General features: G+C 54.9%; 9 protein-coding genes. 5 read left to right on the top strand and 4 right to left on the bottom strand.

The features are described 5' to 3' along the window. Positions 1-169: 169 nt before the first annotated feature. Positions 170-880, bottom strand: a complete 711-nt coding sequence (locus ABX962_RS17115; protein ID WP_372721254.1) for a HEAT repeat domain-containing protein — start codon at positions 878-880, stop codon at positions 170-172. Between the two features lie 294 nt (positions 881-1174). On the opposite strand from ABX962_RS17115, the gene ABX962_RS17110 reads away from it, so the two are divergent. From ABX962_RS17110 to ABX962_RS17100, 3 genes are all read left to right on the top strand, one after another. Continuing rightward, positions 1175-2425 (top strand): Zn-dependent hydrolase, encoded by a 1251-nt coding sequence (locus ABX962_RS17110; protein ID WP_372721253.1) that lies wholly within the window; start codon positions 1175-1177, stop codon positions 2423-2425. Positions 2426-2472: 47 nt separating this feature from the next. After that, on the top strand, positions 2473-3216 hold the full coding sequence (locus ABX962_RS17105) for a cysteine hydrolase family protein (RefSeq protein WP_372721252.1): 744 nt from the start codon (positions 2473-2475) through the stop codon (positions 3214-3216). A 127-nt stretch (positions 3217-3343) separates the two neighbouring features. Further along, on the top strand, positions 3344-4768 hold the full coding sequence (locus tag ABX962_RS17100) for an NADH:flavin oxidoreductase (protein ID WP_372721251.1): 1425 nt from the start codon (positions 3344-3346) through the stop codon (positions 4766-4768). Positions 4769-5142: 374 nt separating this feature from the next. Here the strand turns inward: ABX962_RS17100 and ABX962_RS17095 are convergent, their stop codons facing one another. Then, on the bottom strand, positions 5143-6189 hold the full coding sequence (locus tag ABX962_RS17095; RefSeq protein ID WP_372721250.1) for a Gfo/Idh/MocA family protein: 1047 nt from the start codon (positions 6187-6189) through the stop codon (positions 5143-5145). Positions 6190-6300: 111 nt separating this feature from the next. Between ABX962_RS17095 and mfd the strand changes: the two genes are divergently transcribed. Further along, on the top strand, positions 6301-9621 hold the full coding sequence (gene mfd / locus ABX962_RS17090; protein WP_372721249.1) for a transcription-repair coupling factor: 3321 nt from the start codon (positions 6301-6303) through the stop codon (positions 9619-9621). A gap of 390 nt (positions 9622-10011) precedes the next feature. Here mfd and ABX962_RS17085 read toward each other — a convergent pair whose 3' ends face one another. After that, positions 10012-10977 carry a fatty acid desaturase gene (locus tag ABX962_RS17085; RefSeq protein ID WP_372721248.1) on the bottom strand — a complete coding sequence of 322 codons (966 nt, stop codon included), beginning with the start codon at positions 10975-10977 and terminating at the stop codon, positions 10012-10014. Between the two features lie 376 nt (positions 10978-11353). On the opposite strand from ABX962_RS17085, the gene ABX962_RS17080 reads away from it, so the two are divergent. Further along, entirely contained in the window at positions 11354-12424 is a 1071-nt protein-coding gene (locus ABX962_RS17080) for a DinB family protein (RefSeq protein WP_372721247.1), read from the top strand. Here ABX962_RS17080 and ABX962_RS17075 read toward each other — a convergent pair. Next, positions 12414-12819: DUF1501 domain-containing protein (locus tag ABX962_RS17075; protein ID WP_372721246.1), on the bottom strand; the 406-nt coding region annotated here is incomplete at its 5' end. The genes ABX962_RS17080 and ABX962_RS17075 overlap by 11 nt on opposite strands.

Raw genomic sequence — 12819 nt, 5'->3', positions numbered from 1 at the left:
ATCGGTGATGTTCATCAGACTCGCTTCGATCGCATGCAGGCCGGATTGATCGACCCAGATGCGAACCGGTTCTCTTGCGTCACTATGCGTGCTCGTGGCGACCACGAACGAGCTGAGAATGATTGGGATCCAAACAAAAAGTGGCAGCGTCATGGGACGCTGCGGTGAACTAGCGGAGCATCGTTCCGGAGTTGTTTGGCTCATTGGGATCGTTCTTCTCGAGTTCGGCGATCCAGACATCGGGATCGTTTCCAAGATCTTTACCGGTCGCTCCCCGCAGCGATTCGATGGTCAGGTCCCGGGTTGCGGGATTGCGATCGGACAAGGCAAGTCGCAATGAATTCACCGAGATCGCATTTTTGTGTTTCGCAAGCGATTGGATCGCGGCGTTGCGAACGTCCTGGTTGGACTCTTTGCCAACCATTGACGCCAACAGTCGCGACGAAGGTTCATTGTCGATTCGGCTCAGTGCACGACATGCTTCCATCCGCACTTTGACGCTATCGTCGTCCAGGCCCTTTTCGATCAAAGCCAAGTTGCGATCCGATTTGATTTTGCCGCTTGCGAGCACGGCCAAACGGCGCATCTCGGCGCTATCGTCATTTTCAAGGATTTGTTGAAGATGGCTGGCCCAATACTCTTGCCGGTCATTGGGGTAAAACTCAATCGAATCGGCGAGTTTGGCAAGTTGTTGGCGTCGCTCGTGGTCGGTAACGCCGTAAGCCTCGTCTTCACGCCATTCTTTCATGACGAAATAGGGATTGACCGCTTTGAGCGCGTACAGAGGCCCGTCTTGGCAACCGCCCAGGCAGCAAAGCATCGACGCTATCAAAAACGATATGCCACTGGAAAACGTGATGCGTTTTCTGCAGATCGTCATGCAAATTCTCGAAGAGTGAAAGGCAAACGGATTCCGGATCCGATGGGATTAAAGCTGCATCTTGACCGTTTAACACAGCAACCCCATCTAGACCAACCCCAGTTCTTTCGTGTTAAGGTAGAACTAGTGGCGGTGAATCTGGCGGGAAAGTGCGGTGAAGATCGCGGCGAAAACGGAAAGTCCGCGACCAAGCCCGCCGGCGAATCTGACGCGAACGTGCTTCTTGGCCCGATTTGTCAGCCTGCTTTGCACGTTCTGATCCTTACGAACCAACGCGAATACGACTCCTTATCTATGCTCGACTGCTCAACCCTCAAAGTTAACCTCAAGCGGATCAAATCGGATATTTTGACATTGGCCGAAATTGGCCAAAACCACGAGGACCGTGGGATTTATCGGATGGCCTTTACCGATGCCGATATGGAGGGCAAACGATGGTTGTCCGACCGAATCGAAGACGCTGGACTTGCTCTGAGCACTGATGGCGCCGTCAATATCTCGGGAACGCTTCATGGATCGACCGACCAGCCCCGCATTTTGGTGGGGTCGCATATCGATACCGTTCCCTGTGCCGGGGCGCTGGATGGGACCCTTGGCGTCGTCGTCGGCTTGGAATGTCTGCGCCGGATGCACGAAGAGAAGGTCGTGCCCCAGCGTACCCTCGAATTGATTGCATTTAGTGACGAAGAGGGGCGTTTCGGAGGCATGTTCGGTTCACAATCGGTCGCCGGCAAGATCAATCCCGAGCGATTGGCGACGATGAGCGACCTCGATGGCGTGCTGTTGGGCGATGAAATGCGACGCCATGGTTACGATCCTCTCGCCGCGCTGGACGCGGCCCGCGACCCCGAAACGATCGCCAACTATCTAGAACTGCATATCGAACAGGGGCCGGTGTTGGATCGTTCGCACAAGCCGATTGGGATTGTCGACGAGATCACGGGGCTGTTCACTTGGTCGGTCTGGTTGCGTGGCGAAGCAAACCACGCAGGAACCACGCCGATGGACATGCGAAACGATGCCTTTATGGGGCTTGCCGATTTTGCTCACGAAGTCCCTCGCATTTTGGAAGAAAACGGCAGCGACCGCAGTCGCGCCACGATTGGCAAAGCCCAAATTCTGCCCGGCGCCGCCAATACGGTTCCAGGGCTGGTCGAGTTTTCACTCGATGTGCGGGACACCTCCGAAGTGGTTTTGGAAGAGCTTTCCAGCGCATTTCGCAAAGCGCTTTCGGCGATTGCCCGCCGCCGAAATCTGATGTTCGAATTTGAACAAAAAAGCTACCTATCGCCCGTCGCTTGCAGCACCGAAGTGGTCCAGCAACTGCAAAAACAATCCGAGCAACTCGGGCTCGACTATCACACCATGCCCAGCGGTGCGGCTCATGACGCCCAAATCATGGGCAGTATCGTGCCCATCGGAATGGTTTTTGTCCCCAGCAAAAATGGGCAAAGTCATTCGCCTGCGGAATGGACGGCGTGGTCGGACATCGAAGCCGGTGCCAACGTGATGCTGCAAACGCTTGCGAAGCTATCGCAAGGTTAATTATTAACGAAACAAATCTTACCAAATTTCTCTACTTGCAATCATTCATGAACGACTTCAATCCCACCGCGTCCGACACTCCTGAACACATCGATCCTCTCAAAGAGGTTTACCACGAGTCGTTTATTGATAATCCGGCTCATCGTGATTTTCTGATCGATCACAACACGGCGTTATTATGCATCGATCTTCAATATCTCGATGCCGCACCAGGTCACGGAGTTTTTCGCGATGCCGCCAACAGTGGTGTTTCCCCCGAAGGCCAAGAGTACTATTTCAACCGACTCGATTCGATGGTTTTGCCGAATGTCCGCAAGTTGCAAGACTCATTTCGCAGTCATGATCTGGAGGTGATCCACACGCGAATTCAATCGTTGACGCAAGACGGACGTGACCGCGGCAAAGGACACAAGCGACTTAATTTGTTGGCGGCACCGGGATCGCGAGATGCCGATTTCCTCGAAGTCGTCGCGCCGCTGCCCGAGCGAGATGAAATCGTGATCAACAAAACTGCCAGCGGTGTTTTTTCCTCAACAAACGTGCATTACGTGTTGAAAAATCTTGGCATTGAGTCGTTGTTTATTGTCGGGGTTTACACCAACGAATGTGTCGAAACAACGGTTCGCGATGCTTGTGATTTAGGATACCTTGTCACCGTGGTTGAGGATTGTTGCGCAACGGTGACTCCCGAGCTACACGAAGCATCGCTGGCAACGCTTCGTGATCGCTATGCACGGGTGATGACGCTCGCCGAAGCGACGTCGACGATCCGCCGTCTGATTCCGTCATAGGCAGCTGGCTGCTTCGGTGTTCTCGGTCATCAAGACGGCGTAGACACCTGATCGCGACAATGCGGGTGGAATCGAGTATCTTGTGGTTCTCGCTGTCGACCTGTTTGTTTTCCGAGAAGAATCACCCATGGCTTACCCACGAATCGCAAGTCTAAAAACGCACGATCAATTCATCTCCCGGCTTGCCGAACTGGGGCTTGAGTTGCCGAGTGATGAAAACGTCAAACAGGGAGATGCATCACCGCTCGCACAGCCGATTCAACTCAAGCACGATGTGGTCGGGAATCGATTTTGTATCCTGCCGATGGAAGGTTGGGACGGCACGACCGATGGCAAACCAAGTGAGCTGACACGTCGCCGCTGGAAGAATTTTGGCATCAGTGGTGCTAAATTGATCTGGGGTGGCGAGGCGGTGGCGGTGCGTCATGACGGGCGGGCGAACCCGAACCAGTTGATCATGACCGAGTCGAATTTGGCGTCGATCGAATCGCTGCGGCACGATTTGGTTGCCGCTCACGAAGAGCGTTTCGGCAACAGCGATGACTTGCTTGTCGGTTTGCAGTTGACTCATTCAGGACGTTTCGCCCGTCCGAATGAAAAAGCTCGCGCCGAACCTCTGATTGCCCAACGCAACCCCGGCCTCGATCCGCGATTCGGGATCACCGACGATTCGAAACTGCTTAGCGATGATGATCTCAAAAGGCTGATCGAGGATTTCATCGCGGCTGCCGTGCGATCCCAGCGGGCCGGTTATCGCTTTGTCGATGTCAAACATTGTCATGGCTATCTAGGGCACGAATTGTTAGGGGGACATGATCGAGCGGGCGAATTTGGAGGCTCGTTTGAAAATCGTACCCGGTTCTTGCGAGATATCGTCGCCGGAATTCGCTCGGAAGCTCCGCAGTTAGAAATCGGCGTTCGTGTCAGCATCTTTGACTTTGTCCCCTACAAACCTGGCGATGATCGTGTGGGGATTCCTGAGCCCGACGCCAATCCGAGATTGATGTTCGGTGGCGATGGCTCCGGCGCCGGAATGGATTTGAACGATCCTTCGCGACTGATGTCGTTGTTTGAATCGCTGGGGATTGAATTGGTTTGTTCGACCGCAGGCAGCCCGTACTACAATCCGCACATCCAACGGCCGGCGTACTTCCCACCGAGTGACGGATATCAACCGCCCGAAGATCCCTTGGTCGGGGTCGTCCGCCAGATTCAAGCGACCGCAAAAATCAAACAAATGCATCCTAATTTGACGATCGTGGGGTCGGGATACACCTACTTGCAAGACTGGTTGCCCAATGTTGCACAAGCCGTGGTGCGAACCGGAATGGCCGATTCGATCGGACTGGGACGCATGGTGTTGTCGTATCCCGATTTACCCGCTGATGTGATCGATGGCAACGTGATGACGCGAAAGAAGGTCTGTCGTACGTTCAGCGATTGTACGACCGCACCTCGAAATGGCATCGTCAGCGGATGTTATCCGCTGGATCCTTTCTACAAAGCAATGCCCGAACGCAAACAATTGGCGGATCTGAAAAGTAACGGCTAATTGCGGCATGTCTTCACCTCCCCGAAACTTGTTTTGGGGAAGGTCAGAACGAGCGAAGCAAGTTCACCGGTGGGGCCTTGCAGTGGTAGAGATAGACCGTGCAAGCTCATCGCAACCAGCCCTCCCCGGCCGCTATCGCGTCCGACCCTCCCGCACACGGGAGGGTAAATCTAACATTGTCGCACGGCTTTCCAAGCGGTTAGCGTGCGTCATGCTTGACCGTCAAAGCGAGAGTCTTCACGTTCCAAACACCGTGAAGGTTCACCGCGCCGCTTCCAGCTTGGAAAGCGGGGCGACAATGGTTTGGGACGCCGTTTGAAAAGGATCTTTAGCAAGATCCACTACCGCCATACCCTCATTCTTCGTTGGGGACTTTACGATCCCAGCTTCACTCGTTTGCCGGTTTTGGCGCTTTCGTAGATCGCCCGGATCACTTCGATACTACGACGACCTTCGCGACCGTCGATCGAACAAGGGCGATTTTCGTTGATCGACGAGACGAATTCTTCGAACAACAGGGTGTGGCCGTGGTGGCCAATCGACGACGGATCCGCGGCGCCGCCACCCGTCTCGGTCTTGCCCGCCATTGTTGCACGAATCTCGGCATCCTTTTCGGTTTCCTTGGCAAATTGCCAATCGCGAATGTCTTCTTCTTCCAGGACGGCGGTGCCTTCGCTGCCGCTGATTTCAATTCGCTTGAGCGCTCCTGGGTAGGCGGTCGTCGTCGCTTCGATCACGCCAAGTGCCCCATTAGCGAAACGCAAATTGGCGACCACCACGTCTTCGACTTCGATTCGCTCGTGAGTCATCGTGTCCATCATCGCGCTGATCTCGACCACGTCCCCCATCAACCACAGCAGCAGATCGACACTGTGGATCGCCTGGTTCATCAGCGCCCCGCCGCCATCGAGGTCCCACGTGCCTCGCCATGCACCGCTGTCGTAATATTCTTGGGTGCGATACCACTTCACGTAGGAATCGCCCATGGTGATTTTGCCGAAGCGGCCCTCCTCGACTGCCTTTTTCATGATTTTGCTCGACTCATGAAAGCGGCTCTGGAACGTCACGGCCAGCCGGACGCCGGCATCTTCGCACGCTTGGATGATCTGATCGCAACGCTCGACGGTGATTTCGAGTGGTTTTTCGACGATCACGTGCTTCCCAGCCTGGGCGGCCAACACGGCGGGGTCGCGATGAGCACCGCTGGGGGTGCAGATCGAAACCGCTTGAATTTCGGGATCGGCTAACATCGCTTCGATCGACTCGTACGATTTGCAGCCATTCTTTTCGGCAAACGCCGCCGCTTGCTCCGGATTTCGAGTGGCACAGCCCACCAATTTGGCGCCTTTGGCGTCCTTGATTGCCTTGGAGTGAAAGCCTGCGATCATGCCGCAACCGATAATGCCAATCCCAATCGTCATCGTTTTTGCTTCTGTAGTGGGGTGAATGTTTCTTTTGGTGGTGTTTCCAGATTTGCTCTCACACGATACTTTTTCTATAGCTTCTTTACCACCTGCGATCACGGTGCCTGCTTGGCTGACGCCGCTGTCACGACCGCGAAGAATTTGCATGAATTGCCCCGTTTACTGGACGAGGCTGCGGGGATCGCTGCGCACGTAAAGAAACTTCGCCCCCGAAAACTGGCCTCGGGCAAACCCTCACGCCGTTCAACAAATCTTTCGTTGGCTTTTGACGGCGTTTGGGGATCGATTCGTGGTTTGCTGGCCGCCGCGATTGCTCAGCACAAACCCAATGTGTTGGTGTTGCTGCCCAATGCGGCGGACGCCGATATCGTCGCTGGCGACGCGGTCGCATTTGGTTTGACCGATTCGATCTCGCTGCCACTCTCCTCGGGTGGCCAATCCTCCGGCAACCATCACCATCGCGACGCCGAGTTTGCCGAGCGGTTGCAAGTGCTGCAGCGGCTGCAGGATCGAACCGCTGAGGACACCCATCCGCTGCTGGTGACCGCATTTATCGGCGGAGCGATGCAGCGAGTCCCGTCGCCCGAGCGGCTCGATTCGGCAACACGGGTGCTGAAGGTGGGCGAGGAGGTGAATCCCGAGACGATTCGCCGTTGGCTTGCCGAAGCCGGCTTCGCGGCAACGACGGCTGTCCAATTTCCAGGTGAATTTGCCACTCGTGGTGGCATCTTGGATATTTTTTCGGCCGATCAACCCAATCCGCTGCGGATCGAGTGGTTTGGAGACGAAATTGAATCGATCCGCCGCTTCGATCTTGGCAGCCAACGCAGTATCGAGTCGATCCGTGAAGTCGAAATCACTGCGATCAGCGGCGAAGACATCGAAGAGAAAACGGACGCCGAAACCAATTCCTTCGGATTGCTCGCCGATTACCTTCCCGCCGATACCCTCGTCGTGTTGGTCGATCCCCACGACTGCAAAACGTCCGCCGATGCGATCATCGATCGCTCGGGCGGCGACCCACGTTTCGTCCCCTTTGACGATTTGATCGCTTCGCTGCAGCGGTTTCCGATTGCGATTGCGAGTTCGTTGAACGAGGCGGTCGATGGCGCCGTGGTCGACCTGCGATCCGCCAGCGCCGACGGGTTCGCGGTCACGCTGGACGAAGCGTGTAAGCGAATCGACACGATCGCCGACAATCATGACATCATTTTGGTCGGCGACACCGCGGCCGATAGCGAGCGATTGTCGGAACTGCTTCGCGAAACGAATGCACAATCGCAAGGCCGTCTGCATTTGACCGTCGCCGAGCTGAGTGGTGGATTCCGCTTGGCCAGCGCCGAGGTCTTGGTATTGACCGGTGCCGAGCTGTTTCATCGCAGCCCGGTCCGACGCCGGCAAACACGAGCTCGCAGCAAGCCGATCGCAAATCTGTTGCAACTCGAAGTGGGCGATCTGGTCGTTCATCTCTCGCACGGCATCGGTTTGTATCGTGGCTTGCAGCACATTGAAAAAAATGGGCAACATCTCGAGCACTTGACGATCGAGTTCGATGGCGGCAGCAAGATCTATGTTCCCGCTTCGCGAATCGGGTTGGTCCAGCGTTACGTCGGCGGCACCAAGACGCAGCCACGGCTTGCCAAAATCGGCAGCCAAGCCTGGCAACGACAACGCAAAGCGGCCGAGTCGGCTGTCACCGACATGGCAAGCGAGCTGCTAGAAATGCAAGCCGAGCGAACGTCACGCCGTGGGATCGTCTTCGATTCGGACTCCGCTTGGCAACGCCAATTTGACGCCAGCTTTCCTTATATCGAAACGGACGACCAAGTCACCGCGATCGATGCGTCCAAGGTGGATATGGAGACGCCCAAGCCGATGGATCGGCTGATCTGTGGTGACGTCGGATTTGGCAAAACTGAGGTCGCGATGCGGGCTGCGTTCAAAGCGGTCACCAGCGGTTATCAAGTCGCAGTGCTCGTGCCGACGACCGTGTTGGCCGAACAACATTACCACAGTTTTTGCGAGCGAATGGCCGAGTTTCCGGTCGAGATTGCGAAGTTGAGCCGGTTTTGTACCGCTGCCGAGCAACGGCAAACCGTCAAAGATATTCGCCGTGGCAAAGTCGATATCGTGGTCGGAACGCATCGTTTGGCCAGCAAGGATGTGGACTTTTCTAACCTCGGTTTAGTTGTCGTCGACGAAGAACAGCGGTTTGGGGTGGCGGTCAAAGAACGGCTGAAAACGCTGCACAGCAACGTCGACGTGATGACACTGTCCGCGACGCCGATCCCGCGAACTCTGCATATGGCACTCGTCGGTGTCCGCGACATCAGCAACCTGGAAACGCCGCCCGCCGAACGGATGGCGGTGGAAACGAAGGTGACTCGCTGGACGGATCAAATGATCCGCACCGCGATCGTGCGGGAATTGAATCGCGGCGGACAGTTGTTCTTTATTCACAATCGCATCGGAGACATGCACACCGTCTCGGAAAAAATCCGCCGCATCGTCCCCGAAGTCCGCATTGGGATCGGCCATGGCCAAATGGGCGAAGGCGAGCTTGAACGCGTGATGGTCGACTTTATCGAGCACAAGTTTGACTTGCTGCTAGCGACCACGATCGTGGAAAGCGGCATCGATATTCCCAATGCGAACACAATTTTTATCGACGACGCCGATCGTTACGGCTTGAGCGATCTGCATCAATTGCGAGGCCGTGTGGGACGCTACAAACATCAAGCCTACGCATATTTGATGGTTGCGCCGCACAAACATCTGACCCCCGAGGCGTCGAAAAGGCTTCGCGCGATCGAAGAGTTTAGTCACATGGGTGCCGGGTTTGCGATCTCGATGCGTGACCTCGAAATTCGTGGGGCCGGTAATTTGCTGGGCAGCCAACAGAGCGGCCATATCGCCGCCGTCGGTTACGAGATGTATTGCCAGTTGCTCGAAGATGCCGTTCGCCAAGCTCAGAAGTTGCCACCGAAATTGTCGGCCGAAGTCGATATCGATCTGCCGGTGGAAGCCTATTTGCCCGAAGATTATGTGCCAGACCTGCGACACAAGATCGATCTGTACCGCCGCATCGCGAAGATCGAAAATGCGTCGCAGATCAAGGAGGTGCGTACCGAGTTGCGAGACCGATTTGGCGTGCTTCCCGAGCCTGCCAAACGAATGCTCGAACTCGCCGAATTACGACTCGATGCCGCCGCATGGCAGATTGCATCGATCACCTCGGATGCTCGCTTTATTGTGCTGCATTACACCGACCGCAAGCGGATCGACCAGTTGATGCGGCAAAGTTCGATCGCGATCCGAATCGTCGATCACCGCCGCGCCTACATTCCGACCAAAGACTACGACATGGAAGTCGATGTGGCAGGAACCAGTTGGCTGCAGCTCGCACGCGCCGCGCTGCATCTGGGCTAAGGCAAGAGCTGCCAATTCCGTAGCGAAACTCGCCAAGAGTTTCGTGCACGCTTCGTTGCTCACGGAAATTGTTGGGGACGTCAAATCATTCACTGACGCATCCACTCCCTCCGTTTTTTCGTGCCAGAGGCACCTTCTGTGATAGCCTTGGATTTCAGTCCAAGGATTTCTTGCCCGACAAATCACAACCCAACGCATCCGTTTTGATGTTTCGCGTTTGTATTTAGGGGCAAAGCCCCGAACGTTTACCTAGCCCAGCCCAACGGGCTGGGGCCAAGAAAACCAATGAATTCTAGGGCCAACGGTCCGGCCGTTTATTCGGATCTACTGACGTCGGCTGGCAAATGGCCGGGCCTTTGGCCCGTTGGTTTCTTGGCATCGCTTCAAAGCTTACGCATCACGACCTACGAACTCAGCGGTCGGCTCGGGAAGATCCGCTTGTGGCGTCTTTGGCTTATACCCTTCGCCCGGAACCGGGCCGATTTGATGAGTCCCCAGCGCGGGAAACAGCGGTGCTAACACATATTGCCGAAACACAAACCAAAACAAATTGCCTTCGTTGAGTTGCGGGTCAATGGTTGCTGCGATTGCCGCATGGGCTCGCGGTAATTCACTCCAGTGCATTCCGGGGTGATCGTGGTGGGCGGTGTGGTAGCCGTTATTGAAAAACAAAAAGTTAAACCACCATCCGGTAAAGTTGCGGGAATGGTCATGCTCGGACCATGCGTCGGTATGGATATGCTGGATAAAGTTAAAGAACATGATCACCGTGCTCGACAAAATCGCCGGCAAAATGACCGAGAAAAACCACAGGTACAATCCAAGCCCGGTTTGTTGATTGTGGTAAAGCACGGCGGCTAGTACGCCTAGCCCGATGTAGCCGCCCATCCAAACGACGTATTGGAAACGGATCCGGGCATACAGCTTCGGCTTGCGGGTTTTCACCTTTTCGATGTACTCGCGAATCGGAAAGCTTTGAAAATAGCCCGAGACAAACGGATAGCTCAGGACGACCCAAATGCTGTGTTTATTGGTGTAACGCCACGTCGCCGTCGCATCGCCGGGACGGTTCACGAATTGATGATGATTCAAGTTGTGCGTCGGTACCCACATCAGCGTCGGGTAGCCGTAGAAAAGGGTCAAAATATGACCAAAGGCATGGTTCCAACGCGGCGATTTAAAGGTGGCTCGATGATTGTGATTGTGAGAGATCGTCCCACACGCTATCGCCAAATAGCAGCTGATCGGACTCAGATAGATCACCCAACTTGGATCACTGTACTGTATCGCCACCAAGGTAACGGCAATCAAGACCCACAAAACCGATCGAAAATCGGCGTGATTATGTAGCGACATCGTAGCGATCCCTCCGTTGAACGTGGGCTGCAGAGAATGGACACGCTATGAGAATGGAGTTTGCCCCGGCAAATCACGAACACGGTACTATCAAAGGGTGTCGCGTACTGCGAGAATTTTTCAATTCAAAGAGTGAACCTGCGAACAGACTACGGCAACCTAAGCGGTTGTCAATCGACGATTCCCAATTGCTGTCCAACGAGGACGCTCGTCGTTCGTGTTTAATTTATGGTTCGTGCTCAGTATGATGTTAAAGGCGTGAAACAAATCATTTCGGCATGTGCGATGACGTCATCAGCATCGCTGAAATAAATTCATTCGACTTTCAACCACGTTTGACTCTAAGCTCACTGAGACACTCGTTATGCCAGGATTAATGGACGACCTTTACGCCTACAACGACTGGGCAAACGACAAGGTCATTGCACTTTGCAGCGACCTTTCCGATGCACAACTTGATATGCCACGAGAGATGGGGTTTGGAACCCTGCGGGCGACGCTGTTTCATATCCTGACCGCGGAAGTCATTTGGATGGAACGATGGCAGGGGGTGCCGTGGCGTCCGTTCCCCAAAGACCCCGAGGGGATGTCGGTCGCTGCGATCGCGGACGGACTGAAACAGGTCGCTCAGAGTCGACGCGAGCTGATGTTAGCAGAGCAGACGAACCGATGGAGTCGACGCGTTGAATACCAAGACAGCACGAAAACGCCCTACGATCATCGGTTGAGCGATCTTTTGTTGCATGTCGCCAACCATGGGGTTCATCATCGTGCTCAAGCTCTGAATTACTTGAAACAGTTTGACCGCACGGTGGTCGCCGGTATCGACTATTGCTTCTATCGACTTGCCAAACACGCCGTGACGCAGAGCCCCGAAGCGAAGGCAAGTTTAAAAGCCTATGGATTAGAGGTCTCTGAGCCTAGCGACGAACGATGTCCGTGGGACGCAGAATGGGTCACTCGGCAATTTCAGTACAATGACTGGGCAACCCGAAAAGTCTTGGCGTTTGCAGCATCCCTAACCGACGAACAACTCGATCGCGATTTCGCGATGGGGCCAGGTTCGATTCGCAAGACGCTTTTGCATCTGATGGATGCCGAGGCATGGTGGATCACGAATTGGAACGAAGGTCCTCGGCCATTTCCGCAAACACCCGAACACACAAGCATTGCAGAATTAAGTGAAACATGGCCCGGCTACATCACGCAGCGAAACGCGTTTATCGCCAAGGTCGATGACAACGAGGCGGAACGGATTGTCGAGATTGCTGCCGGCGGCCCCCACACGCGGTTTCGCGTGGGAGAATCAATCCCCCATCTCGCCTTGCATGGCACTCATCACCGTGCCCAGTTGATCAATATGTTCCGTCATGTCGGTGCAGAATGGACAAATATTGATTTGCTGTATGCGATCGACGAGCTTCCCGAATCAACCGTCAAGCAATGATGTCATCAAGTACATGACCGTGGACATCGGTCAATCGGAAACGTCGCCCTTGGTATTTGTAAGTCAAACGTTCATGGTCGATACCCATCAGATGCAAAACGGTGGCATTGAAATCATGAACGTGAACGCCGTTTTCCACGACGTTGTAGCCGAATTCATCGGTCGCCCCGTAGGTCATGCCCGGTTTGATTCCGCCTCCGGCCATCCAAGTGGTAAAGCATCGCGGGTGATGGTCGCGGCCGTAGTTGTCGTTTGTTAGCACACCTTGGGTGTAGGAGGTGCGGCCAAATTCGCCTCCCCAAATCACCAGCGTATCATCGAGCAGTCCGAGGCGTTTTAAGTCCTTCACCAGAGCTGCCGACGCTTGGTCGGTCTCCTGGGCTTGTCCCTTGATT

Origin of the sequence: Novipirellula sp., assembly GCF_041583735.1 — a bacterium.
Classification (GTDB): domain Bacteria; phylum Planctomycetota; class Planctomycetia; order Pirellulales; family Pirellulaceae; genus Novipirellula.
The sequence above is the reverse complement of the archived record's forward strand: the minus strand, read 5'-3'. Positions and strand labels throughout refer to the sequence as shown.